The organism is Achromobacter kerstersii (assembly GCF_902859595.1).
GTDB classification, from domain to species: Bacteria; Pseudomonadota; Gammaproteobacteria; order Burkholderiales; family Burkholderiaceae_B; genus Achromobacter; species Achromobacter kerstersii.
This window is the reverse complement of sequence record NZ_CADIJQ010000001.1, coordinates 1,378,444-1,401,632: the sequence shown is the minus strand read 5'-3', so window position 1 is coordinate 1,401,632 and position 23,189 is coordinate 1,378,444. Positions and strand designations below refer to the sequence as shown.

Annotated in this window: 25 protein-coding genes; 11 read left to right on the top strand and 14 right to left on the bottom strand. The window is 65.2% G+C overall.

Going from position 1 to position 23,189, the window contains the following annotated elements:
- The first annotated feature begins 12 nt into the window (after nt 1–12).
- Entirely contained in the window at nt 13–1,545 is a 1,533-nt protein-coding gene (proP, locus tag HV765_RS06180) for a glycine betaine/L-proline transporter ProP (RefSeq protein ID WP_175169117.1), read from the top strand.
- Between the two features lie 90 nt (nt 1,546–1,635).
- Here proP and HV765_RS06175 read toward each other — a convergent pair whose 3' ends face one another.
- Genes HV765_RS06175 through HV765_RS06165 form a run of 3 tightly spaced genes read right to left on the bottom strand, consistent with a single transcriptional unit; the run spans nt 1,636 to nt 3,942 of the window.
- The gene (locus HV765_RS06175) at nt 1,636–2,895 is read right to left on the bottom strand and encodes a hypothetical protein (protein WP_175169116.1); all 1,260 of its coding nucleotides are present in this window, start codon (nt 2,893–2,895) and stop codon (nt 1,636–1,638) included.
- Between the two features lie 9 nt (nt 2,896–2,904).
- Nucleotides 2,905–3,390 carry a DUF6882 domain-containing protein gene (locus tag HV765_RS06170; RefSeq protein WP_054421497.1) on the bottom strand — a complete coding sequence of 162 codons (486 nt, stop codon included), beginning with the start codon at nt 3,388–3,390 and terminating at the stop codon, nt 2,905–2,907.
- Nucleotides 3,391–3,417: 27 nt separating this feature from the next.
- Complete coding sequence (locus HV765_RS06165; RefSeq protein ID WP_254600467.1) at nt 3,418–3,942, bottom strand: GNAT family N-acetyltransferase; 525 nt, start codon at nt 3,940–3,942, stop codon at nt 3,418–3,420.
- A 129-nt stretch (nt 3,943–4,071) separates the two neighbouring features.
- Here HV765_RS06165 and HV765_RS06160 point away from each other — a divergent pair, with 129 nt between their 5' ends.
- A complete protein-coding gene (locus HV765_RS06160) occupies nt 4,072–4,584 on the top strand; it encodes a MarR family winged helix-turn-helix transcriptional regulator (RefSeq protein WP_175169529.1) in 513 nt (170 codons plus the stop codon).
- Between the two features lie 149 nt (nt 4,585–4,733).
- The gene (locus tag HV765_RS06155) at nt 4,734–5,474 is read left to right on the top strand and encodes a DNA alkylation repair protein (protein ID WP_254600466.1); all 741 of its coding nucleotides are present in this window, start codon (nt 4,734–4,736) and stop codon (nt 5,472–5,474) included.
- A 4-nt stretch (nt 5,475–5,478) separates the two neighbouring features.
- Here HV765_RS06155 and HV765_RS06150 read toward each other — a convergent pair whose 3' ends face one another.
- Nucleotides 5,479–6,228: an SDR family oxidoreductase gene (locus tag HV765_RS06150; protein ID WP_175169114.1), complete on the bottom strand. Its 750-nt coding sequence runs from the start codon at nt 6,226–6,228 to the stop codon at nt 5,479–5,481.
- A gap of 103 nt (nt 6,229–6,331) precedes the next feature.
- On the opposite strand from HV765_RS06150, the gene HV765_RS06145 reads away from it, so the two are divergent.
- From HV765_RS06145 to HV765_RS06130, 4 genes are all read left to right on the top strand, one after another.
- Nucleotides 6,332–7,246, top strand: a complete 915-nt coding sequence (locus tag HV765_RS06145; protein ID WP_175169113.1) for a LysR family transcriptional regulator — start codon at nt 6,332–6,334, stop codon at nt 7,244–7,246.
- A gap of 148 nt (nt 7,247–7,394) precedes the next feature.
- Nucleotides 7,395–7,910, top strand: coding sequence for a sigma-70 family RNA polymerase sigma factor (locus HV765_RS06140; RefSeq protein WP_175169112.1), 516 nt, complete (start codon nt 7,395–7,397; stop codon nt 7,908–7,910).
- A gap of 12 nt (nt 7,911–7,922) precedes the next feature.
- Complete coding sequence (locus HV765_RS06135) at nt 7,923–8,909, top strand: FecR domain-containing protein (RefSeq protein WP_175169111.1); 987 nt, start codon at nt 7,923–7,925, stop codon at nt 8,907–8,909.
- A gap of 120 nt (nt 8,910–9,029) precedes the next feature.
- Entirely contained in the window at nt 9,030–11,504 is a 2,475-nt protein-coding gene (locus HV765_RS06130) for a TonB-dependent siderophore receptor (RefSeq protein ID WP_175169110.1), read from the top strand.
- Here HV765_RS06130 and gstA read toward each other — a convergent pair.
- Nucleotides 11,488–12,102 (bottom strand): glutathione transferase GstA, encoded by a 615-nt coding sequence (gene gstA, locus HV765_RS06125; RefSeq protein WP_054421510.1) that lies wholly within the window; start codon nt 12,100–12,102, stop codon nt 11,488–11,490. The genes HV765_RS06130 and gstA overlap by 17 nt on opposite strands.
- Nucleotides 12,103–12,200: 98 nt before the next feature.
- On the opposite strand from gstA, the gene HV765_RS06120 reads away from it, so the two are divergent.
- Entirely contained in the window at nt 12,201–13,115 is a 915-nt protein-coding gene (locus HV765_RS06120) for a LysR family transcriptional regulator (RefSeq protein WP_175169109.1), read from the top strand.
- 28 nt (nt 13,116–13,143) lie between these two features.
- Here HV765_RS06120 and HV765_RS06115 read toward each other — a convergent pair whose 3' ends face one another.
- A complete protein-coding gene (locus HV765_RS06115) occupies nt 13,144–13,602 on the bottom strand; it encodes a bleomycin resistance protein (RefSeq protein WP_175169108.1) in 459 nt (152 codons plus the stop codon).
- A 203-nt stretch (nt 13,603–13,805) separates the two neighbouring features.
- On the opposite strand from HV765_RS06115, the gene HV765_RS06110 reads away from it, so the two are divergent.
- The 3 genes from HV765_RS06110 (at nt 13,806) to HV765_RS06100 (ending at nt 16,533) form a co-directional block, all read left to right on the top strand.
- Nucleotides 13,806–14,597, top strand: coding sequence for a DUF169 domain-containing protein (locus HV765_RS06110; RefSeq protein ID WP_054421514.1), 792 nt, complete (start codon nt 13,806–13,808; stop codon nt 14,595–14,597).
- Nucleotides 14,594–15,772, top strand: coding sequence for an MFS transporter (locus tag HV765_RS06105; protein ID WP_054421516.1), 1,179 nt, complete (start codon nt 14,594–14,596; stop codon nt 15,770–15,772). Before HV765_RS06110 ends, HV765_RS06105 begins: the two co-directional genes overlap by 4 nt.
- Nucleotides 15,773–15,864: 92 nt before the next feature.
- Nucleotides 15,865–16,533: an HAD family hydrolase gene (locus HV765_RS06100; RefSeq protein WP_054421518.1), complete on the top strand. Its 669-nt coding sequence runs from the start codon at nt 15,865–15,867 to the stop codon at nt 16,531–16,533.
- Here HV765_RS06100 and HV765_RS06095 read toward each other — a convergent pair.
- The 8 genes from HV765_RS06095 to HV765_RS06060 all read right to left on the bottom strand — a co-directional run bounded on the left by HV765_RS06095 (nt 16,496) and on the right by HV765_RS06060 (nt 23,048).
- Entirely contained in the window at nt 16,496–17,488 is a 993-nt protein-coding gene (locus tag HV765_RS06095) for a DMT family transporter (RefSeq protein WP_175169107.1), read from the bottom strand. The two genes, HV765_RS06100 and HV765_RS06095, sit on opposite strands and share 38 nt — an antisense overlap.
- Before the next feature lie 123 nt (nt 17,489–17,611).
- The gene (locus HV765_RS06090) at nt 17,612–18,436 is read right to left on the bottom strand and encodes an AraC family transcriptional regulator (RefSeq protein ID WP_420840108.1); all 825 of its coding nucleotides are present in this window, start codon (nt 18,434–18,436) and stop codon (nt 17,612–17,614) included.
- Nucleotides 18,437–18,489: 53 nt separating this feature from the next.
- Nucleotides 18,490–20,076: an EAL domain-containing protein gene (locus HV765_RS06085; RefSeq protein ID WP_175169105.1), complete on the bottom strand. Its 1,587-nt coding sequence runs from the start codon at nt 20,074–20,076 to the stop codon at nt 18,490–18,492.
- 96 nt (nt 20,077–20,172) lie between these two features.
- On the bottom strand, nt 20,173–21,447 hold the full coding sequence (locus HV765_RS06080) for an RNA polymerase sigma factor (RefSeq protein ID WP_175169104.1): 1,275 nt from the start codon (nt 21,445–21,447) through the stop codon (nt 20,173–20,175).
- The gene (locus HV765_RS06075) at nt 21,444–21,851 is read right to left on the bottom strand and encodes a VOC family protein (protein ID WP_054421526.1); all 408 of its coding nucleotides are present in this window, start codon (nt 21,849–21,851) and stop codon (nt 21,444–21,446) included. Before HV765_RS06075 ends, HV765_RS06080 begins: the two co-directional genes overlap by 4 nt.
- Before the next feature lie 18 nt (nt 21,852–21,869).
- On the bottom strand, nt 21,870–22,289 hold the full coding sequence (locus tag HV765_RS06070) for a YciI family protein (protein ID WP_175169103.1): 420 nt from the start codon (nt 22,287–22,289) through the stop codon (nt 21,870–21,872).
- 132 nt (nt 22,290–22,421) lie between these two features.
- A complete protein-coding gene (locus tag HV765_RS06065) occupies nt 22,422–22,652 on the bottom strand; it encodes a FitA-like ribbon-helix-helix domain-containing protein (RefSeq protein ID WP_175169102.1) in 231 nt (76 codons plus the stop codon).
- Nucleotides 22,653–22,694: 42 nt separating this feature from the next.
- Nucleotides 22,695–23,048: a YciI family protein gene (locus HV765_RS06060; RefSeq protein ID WP_054421532.1), complete on the bottom strand. Its 354-nt coding sequence runs from the start codon at nt 23,046–23,048 to the stop codon at nt 22,695–22,697.
- Between the last annotated feature and the right edge of the window lie 141 nt (nt 23,049–23,189).

Sequence of the window (23,189 nt, the reverse complement as noted above, 5' to 3'; positions counted from 1 at the left end):
GGGAAGCTGACGATGACATCTACACCCCCCTTAGCACAGCAGGCACGGCCGTTGGAGATCGGTGATATCACCGTCATCGACAACTCCAAGCTCAAGAAGGCCGTGACGGCCGCGGCGCTTGGCAATGCCATGGAATGGTTTGATTTCGGCGTCTATGGGTTTGTCGCCTTTGCGTTAGGCAAGGTTTTTTTCCCCGATGCCTCGCCCGCCGTGCAGACGATTGCCGCGCTGGGCACCTTCTCGGTTCCGTTCCTGGTCCGCCCCTTGGGCGGCGTTTTTTTTGGCGTGATGGGCGACAAGTTCGGGCGGCAGAAAGTGCTGTCGCTGACGATCATCATCATGGCGATCAGCACCTTCTGCATCGGGCTGATTCCGTCCTATCAGTCCATCGGCATCTGGGCGCCCGTGCTGTTGCTGGCGTGCAAGCTGGCGCAGGGGTTTTCGGTGGGAGGCGAGTACACGGGTGCGGCGATTTTCGTGGCCGAGTACGCGCCCGACCGCCAGCGCGGCTTTCTGGGCAGCTGGCTGGATTTTGGTTCTATCGCCGGCTTCGTGCTGGGCGCAGGGATGGTCGTTCTGCTGCAAACCATATTGCTGGAGCAGACCTTCCTGGAATGGGGCTGGCGCGTGCCGTTCTTCGTGGCGGGGCCGTTAGGCCTGCTTGGCCTGTACTTGCGCCATGCGGCGGAAGAAACGCCCGCGTTCACGCAGCAGCTGGAAAAAATGGAAAAGGAAGACCAGGACGCGGTGCAAGAGCGGCCCACGGTTTCCTTTCGCGAGATTTTTTCCAAGTACCGCAAGGCGCTGCTGATCTGCATCGGCATGGTGCTGGTGACGAACATCACCTACTACATGCTGCTGACGTTCATGCCGACCTACCTGACGAGCAATCTCGGGTATTCCGAAGAGCATGGCGTGCTGATCATCATCGTGGTCATGATCGGCATGCTGTTCGTGCAGCCCGTCGTCGGGTTCGCCAGCGACAAGGTCGGCCGCAAGCCTTTCCTGCTGGCAGGCAGCGTGGGCCTGTTGGTGCTGGCGGTGCCGGCCTTCAAGTTCGTGGGCAGCGACAACACCGGGCTGATCTTTCTGGGCCTGCTCTTCATTGCCGTGTTGCTCAATTGCCTGACGGGCGTCATGGCTTCGACACTGCCCGCGCTGTTTCCGACACGCATCCGCTACAGCGCGCTGGCCAGTTCCTTCAACGTGGCGATCATCATCGCCGGCCTGACGCCGACGCTGGCGGCCTGGCTGGTCGAAGAAACGGGCAACCTGATGATGCCCGCCTATTACCTGATCGTGGCCGCAACCATCGGCTTGATCACGTCGTTCTTCCTGCCTGAAACCGCGAACCGGCCGCTGCGGGGCGACACGCCCAATGCGTCCAGCAAGCATGAAGCGAAAGCGCTGCTGCAAGAGGCCTACGAGACCATCGAGCAACGCGTGCAGGACGTCGATGCTGAAATCGCGGAACTGGAAGACAAGCTTGAAGCGCTGCGGCAACGGCGCCAACAGCTTGCAGACCGTCATCCGTCATTGGAGTAGCCCGCCTGCCGGGCGGGCGGAATCGCGGAGACGCGGGTTTGCTGACTTGCCGAATCGCAAAGCCGCAGACCCGCCGATACGCAGATTCGCCTACTCGGTGACCAGGTACGCCTGGCCGCCGGGTTTCACGATCGGCGCCAGGTCTTTGAACGGCACCGTCGCATGCGTGCCCAGGCAGATGCCCATCGCGTGGCCGATGCCGGAGATCGACAAGGTCAGCACGCCGGGGGCTTCGGTGCCCAAGGCCAGATAGCTGGGCCACAAGTCCGAACACCCTTCCAGGGATTCGTCTTCGGTGGCGCCCTTGAGGGCGTCGTCGGCCAGCGGCGCGCGCGCTTTTTCCATCAACGCCAGCAGCGTGGGCGTTTCCTTGCGCCAGCCGTTTTCGTCCGGCACGTAAGCGTCAAAGATGCGGTTCCAGTCCAGGTATTCGCCGCGCAGCAGATCAAACGTGTAGGGCTCGAAATGGTTGTCGGGGTGTGCGCCGCCACAGTACAGGCTGCCGGATTCCGTCACGGTCATCAGCGCGGGCGACAACCACTGCACGGTGATGCTTTCTTCGTCATAGCTGCCCAAGGTGCCGGCGGCCGGGTTGCCGTTGGTATACGCGGACGACATGCACGCCAGCGCGGCCAGGTTCATTTGCCAGTGGCGTTGTTCAAGCAGGTGGTTGATGCGGGTCAGCACCTGCGGGTCGGGATGCCGGCTCAAGCGCGGATAGCTGAATTTGGTGCGGGGGTCGCGCCATAGCTGGTACGCCACAGGGCCTGCGCCGCTGTCTTGGCCGACGGGTACCGCGTGGCCGGCAAGCTTCAGGGTTTCGTAGGGTGCGTTGCCGGCATTGATGCCCACGTGGCGATTGATGCCGCTGCCCATCCCGCCGCTGATCGCGTCGGTGACGGCCTGCGCGCTGTCTGGCGTCAGTTTGTCGGGATCGTAATCCGCCACGCGGCGCAGGCTGAACGTGCGCGTTTTGCCCGTGCGGGCGTCTTTCCATTGCCCGCGATAGCCGCTGGCATCGCGCTCGCCTTGCCACGTTGCGGCAGGGTCTGTTTCGGGATCTTTGCCGGAATCAGCCACTTCAAAGAAAGGCTTCGGCTCAACCAGCGCCTGCGCCGTGCCTTGCAAGGGAATGTCGACGCCGTGCTTCGGATAGAAGTAGCGCCCGGTCAGTTCGCTATTGGCGCCCGCCTGGCTATCCAGTTCCATGACCACATCGCCCGCGCCTTGCAGCGTGCCGGTGTAGACAGTGCGTGAAGCGGCATCGGCCGTGCCCCCAAACAGCGGCAACACGGCCAGCGCCAGGGCGCCAAGCAGCAAAGGGGTTGGGCGGCGAGCGGGCAGGGGCATGGGAAGGGGTCAGTCTTCAGCAGCGGACAACGTGACCTGTCCGAAAGTCATCCACACAAAGGCGGTCTCAGACGCTTGCGCCCGGTACGTGCCGGTGGCTTCACCCAGGCGCATCGCAACGGCCGTGAATTCCCAGGCCAGCGCGTCGTCGCACTGCACCTTGCGATGCGAATACGCGGGCAAGCCATGCGCACGGCCAAACGCCAGCGCCAGTTGCGCGTGTTCCGACAATTCGGCGGGCACGGAAGGATGGTCCCAACCCCACAGAAAGCTGCCGTCCGCCGTGTTCGACGTACCCACAATCTGCACCGGCGCCGTCGCGGTAATGCCGCCCGGCAGTTGGAACACGATGCTCTCTTCGTCCATGTCCACCGACCACTGCTCGGCCTCGTCCAGATGCCAGGTGGCGCAGTGCGCGCTGGTAGCGGCTTGCATGCCCTCCAGGCTTTGGGCAATGAAGGCTTGAACGTCAAAAGGCTGCGTGGTGTCGGTCATGCTTGGCGGTTCTTTGTAGGGGAAAAATCAGGATGATAGGGCATTGGGGCGAGGCAATACGTAGACATTCGTGTCGCGGTGGTAGTGCTGTTCTTGGGAGCTGAACACAAAGCCCAGTTTTTCCAGGACGCGCCCGGATGCATGGTTGCCGGGCCAGACCACGGCCACCAGTTGGGGCACGTCCAGCGTGCGCCAAGCGTAGTCGCATAGGAGTTTGCCAGCGAGCGTTGCGTAACCGTGGCCCCAGGCCGCGCGGCTCAGACGGTAGGCCAGTTGAAGCCGGCCAGAGTCCTCAAGCGGAACCAGGCTGATCCAGCCGACGGCGACTTGGCCTACGACGATGGACCAATGGCCGATATCGGTTTGCGGTTCGGCCAGCCATGCCAGAAGCTCCTGCCGCCGCGCCTCGGTAGCGGGCTTGACACCCGTGCTGTGCTGCATGACGGCCGGGTCGGATTCCATGGCCAGAATCATGGGCACGTCGCCCGCTTGCACGCGACGCAAAGTCACGGTGGTGGACGGGGTAAGCATGGGCGCGGGTGGGGTAGTCAAGGCCATGCCAGATGATACCGGCGCTTGGATGACGTGTACGAAAAGGGGCGTTTGCATCAAACTAATTAGGTGCCTTACTATCTGTCGCTGAATCAAATCAGGAACGCGATCTTGCTCCCCACGCCACCCATGCTTGAACCCAAACACCACGCGCTGCTGGACGAAGCGGCGCGGCGCGGGTTGGACTCGGCCGACGACATCGGCCTGTGTTTTCAACTGCTGTCTTTAGCCAATGCGATCGACCGCGATTGCGCGGCTCGTCTCGCGCCGCGCCAGCTATCGGAAGGGAAATTCGTGCTGTTGTTCCTGTTGCACGAGCAGGCGGAGGGGTTATCGCCGCATCAGTTGGCGGACGGGGCGGGCGTGACGCGCGCCACCATTACGGGCTTGGTGGATGGGCTGGAACGTGACGGCTATGTGTCGCGGCAGGCGGGCACTGAAGACCGCCGCAAAATCACGGTGGCTTTGACCACCAAAGGAAAATCCATGGCGGCGAAATTGTTCAAGGAGCACACGGACTGGATCGCATCCTTGTTCGGCAACCTGAGCGCACCCGACAAGGCGCAGTTAAGCGAACTGCTGGCGCGCGTCTGGCACGGCACCGACACCGGGCGTGCCGCGTTGCGAAAGGGCCAGCGATGAGCGCCGGCGCATCGCCCCCCGCGAAGCGCAACGCCGCTTCGCCTGCTACGAAGCGTACCGCCGCATCGCCTGCTACAAAGCGCACCGCTGCTTCGCTTCCTACGAAGCGCAACGCCGCTTCGACCACCACTAAGCCCGCCGGCAGGGGGGTGAAAGACATCAGCCCGGCCCGTCTGGCGCAGCTGAATGCGGGCGCGCCCGCCGCCGCGCTGACGGAGTGCCTGGCCGTGGACTTCGCCGCGCTGATGCAGGCGGTGGCCCCGCAAGTCGGGCGCGACGCCATGGCGCAGATGCAGGCGGAAGCAAGCACGGGCATTTCCAAACGCATGGCGGTGGCGGCGCGCCTGCTGACTGATCAACTCGGGGACGATTGCGAACCGATGCTGGCGGCGCATGCCTCTGACACGGTGCGCGGTTGGGCGTGCTTCGTGATCGGCGGGGTTCCGGATTTGACGCCCGGCGAGCGTCTGGAACGGATTCGCCCCTTGGCCGACGATGCGCATTTTGGCGTGCGCGAATGGGCCTGGCTGGCGGTGCGCCCGTGCTTGGCCGCCGAACTGGAAACGTCTTTGCAAGCCCTGCAATCATGGACGCAAGACCCGTCGGAACGGGTGCGCCGCTTTGCCAGCGAATGCCTGAGGCCGCGTGGGGTCTGGTGCGCCCACATTGCAGCGCTGAAGTCTGATCCAGACCAAGCCTTGCCGCTGCTCACGGCATTGCGCGCCGACCCCGCCGTTTATGTGCAGGACTCGGTCGCAAACTGGCTTAACGACGCCAGCAAAGATCAGCCGGACTGGGTGCGTGAGGTGTGCGCGCGTTGGCTGGCCGGCCAGCCGTCCGCCGCAACCGAACGCATCTGCAAGCGCGCACAGCGTTCGATTGCGGCGTAACCGCTCAGAGCTGGCTCATCCCGCCATCTACGATGATTTCCGTGCCGACAATGAACGCGGATTCCGGCGCGGCCAGATGCAGCACGGTCGAGGCCAGCTCTTGCGGGGTGCCGAAGCGGCCCAGCGGAATCTGCGACTGGATGCTGGCGGCGGTTTTCTCCAGCGTGTCCGCGTCCAAACCCAGCTTGCCGTAGATGGGGGTTGCGATCGGGCCGGGGCTGACCACATTCACGCGGATGCCGCGCGGTAGCAACTCTGCCGACAAGGTCTTGGCCAGCGAGATCAGCGCGGCTTTGCTGGCGGCGTAAATGCTGGATGCCGGCATGCCGATGTGCGCGTTGATGGAGCCATTGAGCACGATGGACGCGCCCGCGTTCAACAGCGGCTCCAACGCTTGCAGCTGGAAGAGCACGCCCTTGATGTTCGTGTTGAAGGTCTGGTCCCAGAGGTCTTCGGTGGCGTCCGCCAAGGATGCGAACTTGGCGATGCCGGCGTTGACGAAGACGGCGTCCAGGCGCACGTCCGCAGCCTTCAATGCCTGGGCCAGCGCGGCGGCGGCCCCCGGGGCGCCTGCGGCGTTACGGATGGCCAGGGCGTTGCCGCCCAGCGCGGCGCGGGCGCTTTCCAGCGCGGCTTCGTCGCGGCCGGTGACGATGACGCGGGCGCCTTCGTCTGCGAAAGCTTGGGCTGCTGCCAGGCCGATGCCGCTGGTGCCGCCGGTGACCAAAACGGTCTTATGTTCAAAACGGTTCATGGTGATCTCCTTGGGAGTCGTTCGATAAGGTGTAGCCATGTTGCGCCTGGGCTGGCGGTTTGTCGTACGATCTTTCGGATGAACACGTTCGAAGGAATCGCACATGTTGACGGCAAATGAACTGGCGCTGCTGGAAGCCATCCGGGACAGCGGCAGCCTGTCCCGCGCGGCGGTGAAACTGGGGCGGGCGCCCTCATCGGTGTCGCACGCGGCCCGCCAACTGGAAGAACGCTTTGATGCCTTGCTGTTTGACCGCCGCCGCTACCGGCTGCAACTGACGCCCGCCGGTCAATTACTGGCCGACGAAGCCGCCCGGCTGATGCTGGACGTGTCGCGGCTGACACAGCGCGTCAAACAAGTGGCCAGCGGCTGGGAAGACCGGCTGCATATCGTCAGCGATGAGATCCTGGAATTCGAACTGATATCGCCCTTGATCCACGCGTTTGACCGGCTGAATTCAGGAGTCAGCCTGCGTCTGACGCATGAAGTGCTGGGCGGCACGTGGGAAGCGTTGCGGGAGGGCCGGGCCGACCTGATCGTGGGGGCGACGAACGAGCCTCAGTCTATGCCGAACCTGCAATGGGCGGAACTGGGCGCAATGGAATGGTTGTTCGCGGTGTCGCCGCGTCATCCGCTGGCCAAGCTGAAACCCCCTTTGCGGCAGGACCAGATTCAACAGCATCGCGCGGTGGTGGTGGCCGACACGTCGCGCACCAGCGCCGCGCGGGGTTACGGGCGGGTAGGGGGGCAGGCGGTGCTGGCCGTACCCAGCATGCGCGCCAAGATCCTGGCGCAGCGCGACGGGCTGGGCGTGGGCTGGCTGCCGCGCCATCGCGTGGCGTCCCTGCTGGCGCGCGGTGAGCTGGTGGAAAAAGCGACCGAGACCCCGCGCGAGCCCAACCTGCTGTATCTGGCATGGCGCGGCGGCCACGAGGGGCGCGCGCTGCAATGGTGGCGGGAGCAACTGCGCCAGCCCACGATGGCGGCGGCGCTAATGCGGGGGATTGATGTCGGGTGATTGACGCGGTGGATTGATGTCAGGGCTACATCTCGACCTTGATGCGAGATGGATTCCAGGAGTCATGAAATGGCGTGTGGCGATGTTGCGCCGCCTCGATTAGAATGCGACTAATTCGTGTTATCAAACACCACGCAACGAGCCCGTCGTGTCCGACCCCGTTCCCGCTACCCCCGCGCACGACGCAATCCAGACGCTCTATGTCGACCACCATCGCTGGCTGCTCGGCTTTTTGCGCCGCCGCCTTGGTGGATCGGACCACGCGGCCGATCTGGCGCACGACACCTTTGAACGCATCATCGGGGTGGACCCACAGCCCATTCTGGCGCAGCCGCGCGCCTATCTCACGACGGTCGCCAAGCGCCTGCTGTTCCGGCACCACCGCCGCAGCGTGATTGAAGCGGCGTATCTGGACGTGCTGGCCGCGCGCGGCGAACCCTGCGAACCGTCGGTGGAATCGCGGCTGATCGTGGTCGAGACGTTGGTGGAACTGTGCCGCCTGATCGATGGGCTGGATGCGCGCACGCGCGCCATTTTTCTGCTGGCGCAACTGGAAGGCTTGTCGTACCCCGAGGTCGCGCGGCAGACGGGTCATACGCTGGATGTGGTGAAGAAGGCAATGTCCAAAGCCTTGCAGCGCTGCTTCAGCGTGATGTACGGCTAGGCGGGCCGCCCCATGTCTTCATCGTCCACATCCGCGCTGCCCCGCAGCCAGCCCGCCGTGGTGACTGCCGCGGTGGACTGGCTGATCTGTCTGCAATGCGATCCCACCCCCGCTGAGCTGGCGCGCTGGCAGGCGTGGCGCGAGGCCTGTCCTGACCACGATGTGGCGTGGCAACGCGTGACGTCGATGTCGCAGGTGCTGGATGCGCACGCGGCCAAGCTGCCGGGCGCGTTGGCGAGCCAGGTCGTCGAGCAGATCAGCCGCTCGCATAGCGGCCGGCGCCGCGTGCTGCTGGCCTTGTTGGGCGTGTCGGTCACGGGGGCCTTGGTGGCGGTGTCGGGCGAGCCCGCGCCGTGGCGGGTGTGGACGGCGGCCTATCGTTCCGGCGTGGGTGAGCGCCGCTTGCTGACGCTGGAAGACGGCACCCGCCTGATGCTGAACACCCGCAGCGCCGTCGATACGCGTTTCGATGCGCAGGCGCGCCGCATCGTGCTGGTGGAAGGCGAGATCCAGATTGAATCCGGGCAGGACGCGGCGGGCCGGCCACTGATTGTCGAGACTCGCAGCGGTTTCGTCAGCCCGATCGGCACGCGCTTTATCGTGCGCCAGTTGGGCGACGAGGCGCAGACGCACGTCTCCGTGCAGGAAGGCGCCGTGCGCATTCAGACGCGTCTGGGCGGAACCGAGCTTCGGCTGAACCGCGGAGAGCGCACGTCTTTTGACCGCTACAGCGTGGACGCGGCGCAACCCAGCCCCGATAACGCCGACGCCTGGACCAGCGGCATGGTGTTCGCCGACAACTGGCGGCTGGGTGATTTTCTGTCTGAACTACGCCGCTACCGGCGCGGCTTCCTGCGTTGCGATCCCGCGGTGGCCGAGCTGCGGGTGACCGGGGCCTTCCCCGTTCAGGACACAGACAAAGTCTTGCGGCTGATCGAAAAAATCCTGCCTGTGCGTGTGCACACCCGCAGCGCTTACTGGGTGACGGTGGGGCCGTGACGGCGGTGCGCGACTATTTTGTAACAGGCCGGCACCGTTTTGCGACTCGAGCATTAGACATAGGGACAGCCGCCTTGTCGGGCCGGGCTGTCCAACGCTAACGCTCACAAGGATTGCCCCATGTCGCATCATCCCTGCCGTCGCCGCGCGACGCCCGCCACGCTGTCGCCTGCGCGCCGCTGGCTTTGCCATATTGCGTTTGGCCTGCCGGCCGGTGCGCTGGTGTCCACGTTGGCGCCGGTTCAGCCCGCCTACGCGCAAGCGGCGGACGCCCGGCAGCAGTACGGCATCGCGGCGGGTTCGGTGCAGCAGGTGCTGCTGGAGTTCGGGCGCCGATCTGGTGTGATGGTAGGCGCCGAACCTACGCTGATCGCCAACGTGCAAAGCCCCGGGTTGCGCGGCGCGTACGGCGTGCGCGATGGGTTGGCGGCCCTGCTTGCCGGGACGGGCCTGGAAGCGGTGGCGGAAGAAAGCGGCGCGTATCGCCTGCGTCGCGCGCCGGCCGCGCCGGGCACCGCATTGTTGGAGCCCGTGCGCGTGGTGGGCCAGACCGAAAACGCCTGGGGGCCTGTACCCGGCGTGGCGGCCAAGCGCAGCGCCACCGGCACCAAGACGGACGCGTCCATTCTGGAAATTCCGCAGACGGTCAACGTGGTGACCGCGGCTGAGATTTCAACGCGCGGCGCCACCACGGTGGCTCAGGCGCTGCGCTATACGCCGGGCGTCAACGTCAACGGCTATACCGATTCGAACATGATCGCCGACGAGGTCGATTCGCGCGGCTTCGCCCCGGCGCCCTTGTACCTGGACGGCACCTATCTGCCGTACGCCGGCAGCCTGGGCGGCGCGTTGCAGATCGACCCGTATCTGCTGGAACGGGTTGAAGTGCTGAAGGGGCCGGCATCGGTGCTGTACGGGCAGAACCAGCCGGGCGGGCTGATCAATCTGGTGTCTAAGCGGCCGTCGGACGAACGCCTGCGCGAAGTGCGTTTTGGCGTGGGCAGCTATGGCCGCGTGGAAAGCGCGCTGGACCTGACGGGCCCCGCCAATGAAGATGGCTCGGTGCTTTACCGCGTGACCGGGGTGGCCAACGGCGGCAACGAGCAGATCGACTACAAGGAAAGCCGCCGCCTGCTGATTGCGCCCAGCCTGACGTGGCGGCCCAGCGCCGCAACGTCGCTGACCTTGTATACGCAGTTGCAGCGGGATGGCGGCGTGCCCGACTACCAGCCGCTGCCTGCCATCGGCACCGTATTCGACGGCCCCGATGGCAAACGCATCAACCGCGACATCTTCACCGGCCAGCCCGGTTTCAACGATTTCTATCGTCGCCAATTCGTGGTGGGCACGGACTTGTCGCACAAGTTCTCGGAGCAAGCCACGTTGCGCCAGACGATTCGCTTCGTGGACGTGCGCGACAACTATCGCGGCTTCTACCTGAACCGCTTCGTGCAAGACGCCGACGGCAATACCGACTACAGCCAGGCAAGCCGCACCAAGCTGGACTGGGGCCAGCACAACAATGTGCTCAGCATCGACAACAACGTTGAACTGAAAGGCCGCACCGGTGCGCTGGACCACACGGTGCTGGTGGGCCTGGACTACCGGAACTTCTCGCGCAAGTACACGGGCTACAACAACTACGCCGCCACCCCGCTGAACCTGTACGACCCCGACTACAACGTCGCGCAGCCGGATACCGAACTGACCACGAAATGGGACAACAGCGTCAGCCAGGTCGGGCTGTATCTGCAAGACCAGGTCAAGCTGGACAAATTTGTGCTGACGCTGGGCGGGCGCTACGACTGGGCGAAGATCGACAACAAAGACCTGCTGGCCAATACGCGCACGCGCCGCAATGACAGCGCCTTCAGCGGGCGCGTGGGCTTGGCGTACGTGGCCGAAAACGGACTGGCGCCGTACATCAGCTATTCCGAATCGTTCCTGCCCGTGATCGGCACCAATTACGAAGGCGAGTCCTTCAAGCCCACCACCGGAAAACAGGTGGAAGTGGGTATCAAGTACCAGCCCGTTGGCAGCGACACGCTGATCACGCTGTCAGCGTTTGAGATCCGTCAGAAGAACATGTCGTCTGAAGACTTCGACCACCCGGGCTACGAAGTTCAGAACGGCGGCGTGCGTTCCAAAGGCGTAGAACTGGAGATCAAGTCGCAGCCGATGGATCGGCTGGACGTGATTGCCGGGCTGACGTATCTGAACCCGCGTTCCACGCCGGGCTCGTACGACGAAGGCAAGCGCCTGGCCGCGCTGCCGACCTGGGCAGCCAGCCTCTGGACCAACTACCGCTTTGCAGGCGACGTGCTGGGCGGCATGGAACTGGGCGGGGGCGTGCGCTGGACCGGCACGGCCTATGGCGATTCGGCCAACACGTTCCGCACGCCGGCCTTCGCGGTCGTCGACGCGTCGCTGCGCTACGACCTGGCGCACGTGTCGCCCGCCTTGCGCGGCCTGGTCGCCAGCCTGACCGTGCAAAACCTGTTCGACAAGACCTACGTGTCCAGCTGCAACTATTCCTTTGGTTGCTACTACGGCAAGGCCCGCAGCATGATGGCGGGCGTTACGTACCGCTGGTAAGCCCTTCGGCCGCCAGCGCCGCCTGCACGCTGGCCCGTTCGCCTACGCGGGACATATACCCCGCCAGAGCGGGCCAGCGTGTCAGGGAAATATCGAAGAACGCCGCCCAGCGCAACACCGTGTACAGATAGGCGTCGGCCACGCCGAAGCGGCTGCCGGCCAGATACGGTTGGGCGTCCAGCGCGCCGGCAAGATAGTCCAGGCGCTTTTCCAGCCGCGCCTGCCACCATTCGCGGGCGGCTTGCGGCAGGGCGCGGTTGAACAGCGGGCCGAAGCCACCATGGATTTCGGTGCTGATGAAGTTCAGCCATTCTTGCAGGCGGCTGCGTTCCCAGCTGCCGTTGGGCGGGGCCAGTCCGGCTTCCGGTTTCAAGTCCGCCAGGTACTGCACGATGGCCGGCCCTTCGGTCAGCACTTGCCCGTCGTCGCGTTGCAGCGCGGCCACGTAACCCTTGGGATTGATCGCCAGAAAATCACCGCCGTCGGCGGTGCGCTTGGTCTGGTTGTTCACACGCACCAGCGTAAAAGGCAGGCCCAGCTCGCGCAGCACGATGTGCGGCGACAGCGAGCAGGTGTCGGGGGCGTAATACAGCTTCATCGGTCAGTCCTGAATTCAACAAAGCACTTATCTTGAAGCGCCGCGCGGCATGCGTAAAATTACTTCTTCAGAAAATAACCATAAGCAGAGCTAATGCCATGATGAACCTGATGCACTGGCGGCTGGTGCTGGCGGTGGCGGACGCCGGCAACATCACGCACGCCGCAGCGCAGGTGGGCATGACGCAGTCGGGCGCCAGCCAGGCCATCGCCCAGCTGGAAGACATGCTGGGCGCGCCGCTTTTCACGCGCGAACGGCGCCAGACGGTACCCACCGCGCTGGGGCTGCGCGTGGTGGACGAAGCGCGCGCCATGCTGGGAGCGCTTGAGCGCATTCAGGCGCTGACGCAAGCCGCGCGCGGGACCGCACGCGGCACCTTGCGGCTGGCCAGTTTCCCGATGGTGTTCTCTACCATTTTGCCGCCCGTGCTGCGGCGGTTTCGGCAATTGCATCCGGCGATTGATGTGGTGTCGCTAGAGGCCAGCGATGACGAAGTCGAAACCTTGCTGGCGGCAGGCACGGTGGATGTGGGCGTGGTGTTGAACGCCGCGCCGGGCCGGCACGTGTGTCCGCTGGGTGAAGACGAATGGACGGCGGTGCTGCCTGCCGCGCATCCCCTGGCGCGTGCGGGCAACGCCATCGACTTTGCGGATCTGGCCGCGCAGCCCTTCGTGCTGGCAACGGGCGGTTGCAGCGTGCACGCGCAAAGCCTGGCGCAAGACGCGGGCATCACCATCCCGGACGTGCGCGCCACGGTGCGCGATTGGGCAAGCGCGTTCGCCCTGGTCCGCGAAGGGCTTGGAGTGACGCTGGTGCCTGCGTTGACCTTGCCTGATAACCGCCGTGGCTTACGCGTGTTGCGGCTGGCGGCGCCGCAGTACCGGTCGTTTGGCTTGGCGGCCTCCCAGCACGCGGCAGAGAGCGCGCCGGTTCAGGCCTTGTTCGAGATGTTGCAGCCGCGGCCGGTTTCAGGCGTAGCCAGCCGCAGCAGCCATCCCAGTCGCGCCGGCTGAGTCAGCCGCCCCAGTCTGGCCGGCTGACTCAGCCCCCTTCTGCTTCTCCCGCCGCAAACCGCAGCAGATAGCCGTCGGGGTCTTGCACCAGGAATTCCCTGCATACCGACCAGCCGGCGCCGACCCGGTAGCGCTTTTCCTCAATGGGACGAAAGAGCGGCCAATTCGCTTCGGCCAGCGCATTGGCGATGGGCTCGATGCTGGGCACCGTCATCTGAAAATTGATGCCGCGTCCGAAGGGGCGTTCGAGCGGCCCCGTGTCCCATTCATGGTTGATCTGGCACAGCATGATCTGTAGCGGCCCGCGCTCCAGATACGCAAAGCCGGCTTCGGGCCGCGCATAGGCCACGTCAAAGCCCAGCAGTTGGCACCAGAAGGCCAGGCTGGCGTCCAGGTTGGACACATCCAGTTCCGGCACCATCGCCGCAAAGCCGCCGGTGGGCAGCCGTCCTGCGGAAGTTGCGTTGTTTCGTTCTTGTTGGTCCATGTCTCTTTTGGTGGTTGTCATGCGTGCTGGAATTGCGACATGCTTACGGCTTGCCGTAATGGCCTGCCGTCACCGCACGCTGTTACGGCTCGCCGTTACGGCTCGCCGTCACGGCACGCCGACGATTATCCTGGTAAATGCGCGAACCGCGTTTTTGACCGCGAGATCAATCGCTACGGCACACAACAGTCCAAAGGACGGAAATGGAAGAGACAACGCACGACGCGGCCATGAACTGGCCGCAGCTGGTGGATGACCTGAACAAGCTGCTGCGCCTGAAGACCACCGTCATCGGCATGAAGCTGTTCGAAGACGAAGCGGACATGGCGGGCATTAAAGGGTTGCGCCGGCCGCAAGCCACGCACACCACGGACCAGATCGTGGGCATGGCGGCGCGCCTGGGCTGGACGGTGGGGATAACCGGCGACGATCTCGTCGGCGCGCAGTGCCGCGCGGTGATCGGCCTGGGGCCGCAAGACGAAGCCTGGAAAAGCGGCAAGGACTACGTGGGCGTCTGGCACGCCACCGAAGCCGATGCGCGCGCACGCCAATCGGCCTTGTCCTGTGTGCCGGCGGGCAAGTATCGCGGGCTGGTGGTGTCGCCCTTGGCATCGGGCCGGCTTGATCCGCCCGATATCTGCCTGGTGTATGCCACGCCGGGGCAGATGATCATTCTTATCAATGGCTTGCAGTGGAAGAACTACCGCCGGTTTGACTGGAGCGTGGTGGGCGAGACCGCCTGTGCGGACTCCTGGGGCCGGGCGCTGGCCACGGGCGAACCCAGCCTGTCCTTGCCCTGTTTTGCCGAGCGCCGATACGGCGGCGTGCCCGACGAGGAAATGTTGATGGCCTTGCCACCGCGTTATCTGCCGATTGCCATTGAGGGCATGAAGGCGCTGGCGGCCAACGGCTTGCGCTACCCGATAGCGCCCTATGGCATCCAGAACGATGTGCGCGCCGGCATGGGCGTGAGCTATGCGAAGAGGGCGCAATGATCGCGAGCGACACGCGCTGGGCCGCGGTGCTGGCGGTGGTGGGGGCGGGCGTGGTGGCGTCGTTGCAAGTGGGCAAGGTGATCATTGCCGCGCCGCTGCTGCGCACGGACATGGGCCTGGACCTGGCGTCGATTGGCACGCTGACGGCGGTGTTTTCAATTCTGGGCGTGGTGGGCGGCATCGCCGCAGGCGGCGTCATCGCGCGGTTCGGCGCGCGGCGCATGTTGCTGTTGGGCCTGTTGGCGACGGCGCTGGGTACCGTCATCGGTGCGATGGCGCCCGGCTACGGCGTGCTGTTGGCGTCGCGCGTAATTGAAGGGCTGGGGTTCCTGATGATCACCGTCGCCGGGCCCGCCGCGTTGCAACGCATGGTGTCGGCCTCGGGCCGCGACTTCGCGTTTGCGCTCTGGAGCTGCTACATGCCGGCGGGCATGGCCATTGCGATGCTGGCCTCGCAAGCCTTTGACCAGTGGCAGGCGTACTGGTGGTGCGCGGGTGTTGCGGTGGCGGTGGCGTTCGTGAGCGTGGTCGCGCTGGCGCCCGCGTCGCCGCCCGGGCCACCGCTGTCGTGGCGCGGCATGCGGCAAGACACCACCGACACGCTCAGCGCCGCAGGCCCGGTGCTGCTGGCCTTGTCGTTCACGCTCTACAGCTTGATGTTCTTCGCGCTGTTCACGTTCCTGCCCGTGTTGCTGATGGAGCAATTGGGCTTGACGCTGGCCCAGGCGGGGCTGTACAGCGCCATTGCCAGCGCGGCGAATCTGATCGGCAACCTGGGCGCGGGCGTGCTGCTTGCGCGCGGCTGGCGGCGGTCGACCTTGATTGCTTGCGCCAGTGCGGCGATGGCCGTGGTGGCGTTGCTGATCTTCCGCTCGGTGCTTCCCGCCATGCCAACCTTTCTGCTCTGCGTGCTGTTCTCGGCCGTAGGCGGACTGATTCCCGCCACCTTGCTAGGCACCGCGCCGCTGGTGGCGCCGCGTGCGGGGCTGACGGCGGCGTCGGTGGGCCTGGTCATGCAGGGCAGCAACTTGGGCCAGGTCATTGGCCCGGTCACCGTCGGGGGGGTGATCGACCGTTACGGCTGGGGCGCGGCATCCTACGTGGTGGTGGCGGCGGGCGTGGCGGGGGTGCTTATTGCAGGCGGCTTGCGGCGGGTACGGGCGGCCAGACTCTAGCGGCATTGCGCAGCCTCAATGCGCCATCGACGCCCGCGTGCGCAACGTCATGATCGAGGCCTATCATGAAGGCCGACCTTGTTGGAGCCGATATGCAACCGTCTACCACCCGCCTTGTCATCTTCGATTGCGATGGCGTTCTGATCGATAGCGAAATCATCGCCGCGCGTGCGCAATCGCGCGCGTTGGCCGAACATGGCATCACGATCACGCCCGAAGAAGCCGCTCACCGTTTCGCCGGCATACCCGATGCCGACATGTGGCAAACCCTGCAATCCGAAAACTCCTGCACCTTGCCCGACAGCTTCGCGCGGCAGTATGCCGACCGCCTGGCGCACACGTTCCGCGAAGAACTGCGGGCCTTGCCGCATGTGCACGAAACCGTGGCGGCGCTGCGCGCGCGTGGGATGGATATCTGCGTGGCCAGCAGCAGCACGCCGCCCAAACTGGAAGCCGCGCTGAAGCTGGTGGGCCTGTGGGACGACTTCGCGCCCAACGTGTTCAGCACGGCGCAAGTGGCCAAGGGCAAGCCCGCACCCGACGTCTTCCTGTTTGCCGCGCGCCAGATGCGCGCGGCGATTCTGGATTGCGTGGTGGTGGAAGACAGCGTGCCGGGCGTGCGCGCTGCCCGCGCCGCGCGCATGCGGGCGGTGGGCTATGTGGGCGCGTCACACAATGGGCCGAACCAGCGCCAGCGCTTGCTGGACGAAGGCGCGTTCGACGTCATCGACGACTTGAGCCGCTTGCCGGACTTGCTGTAGCGGGTACCGGTACGGGTATCGGCTTGACGCGCACGGCGCGCAGCACGCCCACGACCAGGCAGGCGATGCCAACCAGCGTCAGCGGTTCAGGCGCCGTGCCGCGCAAGATGAAGGCATAGGCCAGCGCGGCCAGGGTTTCAAACACGATGAGCTGGCCGGCCAAGGCGGTGGGCAGGCGCTGGCTGGCTTCATTCCAGCACAAGGTGCCCAGCCACGAGGCGAACAAGCCGATGATGATCATCAGGCCCAGGAACACGTCGGGGCGCGGGCCTAACGGCATGTCGAACGCGCTGCCGGTGGCGGCCATTCCGCCCCAGAGGATGGCGTAGCCCGCCAAGGCCAGCGGCAGCGTGGCCACGCCCTGCGCGGTGGCCCAGGTGCTGGGGCTGCGGTCGGGGTGCGCGCGCAACCAGTCGGCATTGCGCAGCGGATACCAGGTCCAGCAGGCGACGGCGGCCAGCGCCAGCAAGGCGCCGACCGCGTAGCGCGACATGTCGGCATCGGCGTCCTGACGCAGCGCTTGCAGCTCTACCTGGTTGACGCAGCCGATGCCCAACGCAATCAACGCAAGCGATGGCGCCAGACGCATCCAGGGCAGTTTGCCGTCGCGGCGCGCATTGCGCAGGTTGGCGCAAATGGCGATCACCACCGGCAAGGTGCCGATGATCATGGTGGGGACGGGGCCGCCTGCGCGCTGGATGGCGCTGGCCAGACACAGGTAATACAGCAGGTTGCCGATGGCGGCCAGCTTCAGCGCTTCGATCCAGTCGGCGCGGCGCAATTGCCGCAAGCGGTTGCGATCCAGCCATGCAAGCGGCAGCGCGATCAGCCCGAACGCGAGGTAGCGCGCCACGGATTGCAGCGCCGCCGGGTATTCCGGCAGCAGCAACGGCCCCACGAACACCAGCCCCCACATCAAGCCCGCGGCCAGCGCATAAAGGGTTCCTGCCCACATACCTTGCTCCTGCAAATCAATGCGGGCAGTCTAGCCAGCGCGGGCAGGGCGGGTCTTGTACCAGATTGCGGTGGCGACGCTGGCGCGCTTCGGGCGCGAACCTGTTTCAGGCGTGAAACTGCTTCAGGCCCGAACTTGCTTCTGGTAACGGGCGGGCGTGACGCCGTAGCGGCGCGAAAAGGCGCGCGTCAGATGCGCCTGGTCGGTCAAGCCTGCCGCCAGCGCCACTTGCGCCGGTTCGATGCCGGCGGCCAGCAGGCGCTTGGCCTCGAACAGGCGCAGCGCCATCAGCATCTGCTGCGGCGCGGCGTGATAGTGCGCCTGAAAGCGCCGCAGGAAATGAAACGGACTCAAGCCCGCCACCGCCGCCAGCTCGTCCAGCGTAAGGCGGCGCGACAGGTTGGCGCGCAGGTAATCGATGACGGGCGCAAAGCGCGGCGCGCCTTCGGCTGGCGCATGGCGCGGCACCTGCGCGTGGCGGCGGAACTCGTTCAGCAGTGCGTAGAGCGCGCTGTCGAAGGCCAGCGGTTCATGCGCGTGCCATAAGGTGTCGAGCAAGGCGGTGACACGTTGCGCGCTGGCGGCGTCATGGCCCACGGCGGTATCGAACCACCAGCCGTCTTCGCCCGTCACGCGCGCCACGACGCCGGGGTCGATGTAAACCATGCGATAGCGCCAGCCGCCTTCCGTTTCGGCGCGGCCGGTATGCAGCTCGTCGGGGTTCATCAGCACGACCGAGCCGGACGGGGCCAGATGGTCCGCGCCGCGGTAGCGGAACCGTTCGACGCCGGATTCGATCGCGCCCAAGCCATAGGCTTCATGCGTGTGGGGCTCGAACGCGTGCCGGATGATGTGGGCGCGGTATAGCTCCACGCCGGGCTGATGCGCTGTGCGGCGGAACTCGGCGCGGTCGTTGGGGTGGTCGAACGCCGCCGGCACGCCCGTCAAAGCGGGCGCGCCGGGGTCCGACGGGGCGGCATGCACGGAACACATGCCTGGGATTAAATCACGGCAGTTGGCCGCAGCCCCTGGCTCGCCCGTGCAATGAATGTCCCCAGTTTCTGGATGCTCATGGGGCGGCCAAACAACCAGCCCTGCGCATATTGCACGCCACGCTCGCGCAGGATGTCGCGCTGCGCTTCGGTTTCCACGCCTTCGGCAATCAACTGCAAGCCCAGCGAGCGCGCCAGTTCAATGATGTGAAACGTCACCAGGCTGGTCGGCGCGTCGGTGCCGAGGGTGTCGACGAACATCTTGTCGATTTTCAGGAAGTCCAGCTCGTAGGTGGCCAGGTAAGACAGGCTGGAATGGCCCGTGCCAAAGTCGTCGATCGCCACGCGAAAGCCGCCCGCCCGCACGGCGAGCAACACGCCACGCGCCTTGTCGGGCGACATCAATCCGCGCTCGGTGATTTCGAACATCAGGCTGGCGGGACCCATGCCGGCGCTGGCCGCCAGTTCCTTCATGCGCGTGTCCATGCCTTCCGAATGCAGATCGTCGGGCGACAGGTTGATGGCGATATGCAGCTGCGGGTCGGCGCGCAGCAATTCGGCGGCGTCGCGCACCACGATTTCCATGGCGCGGGTGGTGATGCGCTGGATCATTCCGTTGGCTTCGGCCAGCGGAATGAACACGTTGGGGCTGACCAGCGCGCCGTCTTCATTGCGCCACCGGGCCAGCGCTTCGGCGCCCACGCATCGGCCGTCTTGCAGGTCGATGATGGGTTGGTATTCCACGAAGAATTCGTCGCGGTCGATGGCGGCTTCCAGCTCGCCGCTCAGCGACAGGCGGCGGCGCGCGACGAACACCACGACGCCCGTCAGCAAGATCCCCAGGATCAGGCCGACGGGCCCGAGTATGTAGGCGAACCGTTGCACCTGCGCCTGCACCAGCGTGGAGGGCATGGCGGCCAACGCCGCGCTGTCGCCCGTGTCGGACGGTTGAATCACCACAAAGTAGCCAGCGTCTTCGAACTGGATGGGCTGGCCTTGATAGCGGTCGATCCATTCGTCCTGGATCGTGCCGCGGCGGCCCAGAATCAAGCGCTGTCCGGTGGAAAAGAAGGCCAGCGATACGGGCGATTCGCGGTTCAGCAGGTCGATCGCCAAATCGGGATACACCAGTGCGGCGTAGCCGTCGCGGCCCAGCACGCTGAAAGTCTGCCCGGGCAGGTTGGGCAATTCGATCGCGCTCCAAAACTGCAAGCCGTATTGGCGGTTGCCATGCGGTGCGCCCAGATTCAGCGGGACGCCTTGCCCGCCCAGCGTGGTACAGACCAGCGCGTCTTGCTCCAGCCGCGCCATGCCCGCCACGTGGCTGAACGCGGCCGACAACATGCCCATGCGCGTCAGTTGTTCGGGCGAGCAGGGCGGTTCGGCGGGGTTGTTGTTCAGGGCGTCGATGGCGTCGCTGATTTGCAGGCGCGCATTGTCGGCCCGGTGCAGCACGTCTTCCGCCAGATCGTGCAATGCGGTCAGCGCGTCGTCACGGCCCTGGGTCTGCGCCAGATAGAGCGACAGCGAAAAAGGCACGATCAAGGCCAGGACGCCAACCGTTGATGCCAGCAACACCATGCCTGTCTTGTTCATGCGACGCTCCGCAACCCGCTTTTCACGATTCGGATCAGGCTACTCCCGGCCTGTCCGCGCGTTGCGTCCATTGACAATATTTGACAGTCGCGCGGTCTACGCCGGCATTTCCTTGGCGCGCGCCAGCAACAGCGCTTGTTCGCGAGCGTTGCGTGTCATGCCGGCCGCGCGTTCAAATTCTGCGCGTGCTTCGGCGTGGCGGCCCAGCTTGGCGAGCAGGTCGCCGCGCACGCTGGGCAGCCAGTGGTAGTTGGCCAGGGCGGGGTTGGAGGACAGCTCATCGGCCAGATCCAGACCCGCTTGCGGGCCAAAGGCCATGCCCACGGCGACGGCGCGGTTCAGCGCCACCACCGGCGACGGCATCACCTGCGCCAACGCGTCGTACAGCGCGACGATGCGCGGCCAGTCGGTGTCTTCTGGCTTGCGGGCGCGCGCATGGCAAGCGGCCAATTCCGCTTGCAGCGCATACGGGCCGCGTGCGCCGCCCTGCGCGTCCGAGCGCGCCAGCGCGGCCAGCCCACGCCGGATCAGCAGCGGGTCCCAGCGGCTGCGGTCCTGTTCCATCAAAAGGACGGGGCGGCCTTGCGCATCGGTCCGGGCGTGCAGGCGTGACGCCTGCAATTCCATTAGCGCGACCAGGCCGTGCACTTCCGCTTCGTCGGGCGTCAGCTCGGCCAGGATGCGGCCCAGCCGCAGCGCTTCATCGCACAGCGCCGGGCGCATCCAGTCGTCGCCCGAGGTCGCTGAATAGCCTTCGTTGAAGATCAAATAGATGACTTCCAGCACCGACGCCAGCCGGGGCGCGCGGTCTTGTGCATGCGGTACTTCAAACGGCACGTTGGCCGCCGTCAGGCTGCGTTTGGCCCGCACGATGCGCTGGGCGATGGTGGATTCGGACGCCAGAAACGCGCGCGCGATCTCGGCGGTAGACAGCCCGCCCAGCAGGCGCAGCGTCAACGCCACCCGGGCGTCGGTGGACAGCACGGGGTGGCAGGCGGTGAAGACCAGGCGCAAAAGGTCGTCGCCAATGTCGTCCTGGCGCGCGGCGTCCAGGGCGTCGACAAAGTCGGGCTCCACATCCGCATGCAAGGCTTCCAGCTCGTGGCCGATCTGCTCGTGCTTGCGGGTGTGCAGCGCGTCCAGACGCAAGCGGTCGCGCGCGCGGTTCTTTGCGGTGGTCATCAGCCACGCTCCGGGGTTGTCCGGCACGCCGGTATCGGGCCAGCGTTCCAGGGCGGCCACCAGCGCATCCTGCGCCAGTTCTTCGGCCAGCCCGACGTCGCGCACCAGCCGCGCGACGCCGGCGATGACGCTGGCGGCCTCGATCCGCCAGACGGCTTCAATGGCGCGATGCGTGGCCGCTTGCGTCATGCCGCGGGGACCTCGCCGGGCACCATGTAGACCAGTTCCCAGATGTGGCCGTCCAGGTCTTCGAAGCCGTGGCCATACATGAAGCCGTGGTCTTGCGGCTCGCGCGGCACCGAGGCGCCGGCGGCCCGCGCGCGGGCGACCAGGTCATCGACTTCGGCGCGGCTTTCGCACGACAGGCAGATCAGCACTTCGGTGGCTTGCTTGGGGTCCACCAGCGGCTTGTCGGTAAAGCCCTTGAAGAAATCACGGGTCAGGAGCATCGCGTAGATGTCGTCGCTGATCACCATGCAGGCGCCCTGGTCATTGGTGAACTGCGGGTTGAACGTGAAGCCCAGCTGCTTGAAGAAGGCTTGCGATTTCTGCATGTCGCCGATGGCGATGTTGACGAAGATTTTCTTGTGCATGATGGGGTCTCCAGAGGATCAGTGGCTGACGCCGGTGATGTCGCGAAATCGTTCAACTTCCTGGCTGGGTGCGAATTCGTCCAGCTCAAAAAGCTGGCGCACCTCGATCTCGCAGCGCTGGCCGGGAAAGGGCGAGGGAAAGCGCATGGCCCATTGCATCGCTTCCTCGCGCGAGCGCACCTGAATCAAGGTGTAGCCGGCGATCAGTTCCTTGGTTTCAGCGAAGGGGCCGTCGATGACGGTGCGCTTGCCGTCCGGCTGGCCGTCGTATTGCACGCGCCAGCCTTTGCTAGTGGGGTGCAGGCCGTTGGCATCGAGGAGTGCGCCCGCTTTGGCCAGGGCCTCGTGGTAGGTCAGCATCGAGGCAAGCAGGCTTTCGTCCGGCATCTTGCCGGCTTCGCTATCGGGCGTGGCCCGCACGATGATCATGAATCGCATCTGAGTCTCTCCTTGGGGTAGGACATCGCCACCTGGGTTCCGGAGGGAATTTCGGGGGCTTGCAGGGGGACGACGAACGGGGGTGACTCAGATCGACAGGAATGTCGTGAAGTTAGGGTAAATACTAAGATTTCAGCGGTACGGGTTCCTTTGACTGAATAGCAGAGCTTCCTCGTCCGTAAGGTTCACCTGCCGACCGATACGCGCGAGCAATGAACCCAGCTTGATGCGCTTTTCTGACCGGGTGGCCTCTTTCAGGATGGCACGGACTTCGGCCTCGATAGTCCGTCCATGCTGCTCTGCCCGCATGCGTAGTGCGCGGAGCACGTCTTCCGAGAGATTTCTAATGGTCAATGTAGGCATGGTGCCGTCACTCCTAATTGCTTGTTGGATGCCGGCAAATGCCTACATAAAGCACGGCCCCAGTTCCCGGACTTCCACCGTTGCCCATTGCGCCGCCGGGCACTCGGCGGCCAGCGCCAGGGCTTCTTCGCGGGTGTCACAGGTCAGCAGGAAAAAACCGCCGATCATTTCCTTGGCTTCGGCGTATGGGCCGTCCATCAGCGAGCGTTCGCCGTCGCGAATTTGCAGGCGGACGCTTTCGGATTCGGATTTCAGGGATTCAGCGCTGACGAGCAGGCCGCGGCCTTTGAGTTCTTCGGCGTAGCGCACCATTTGCGCATAGGCCTCGCGGCCTTCTTCGGGGGTGCGCTGGGCGCGCTGGCCTACCGGTTCAACGATCAGCAACATATAGGACATGGCGTTTCCTGTTCTGGCCTGAGGGTGGATTGGGCGAAGCTTAACGCTGTTGCCCGGCCACACGCCAGCTTGGAAGGGAGACTTTTGTCACCCTTCCTGGAAGATCGTCATGGTGGCGCGCGATGCCGCGCGCCGGCCTGT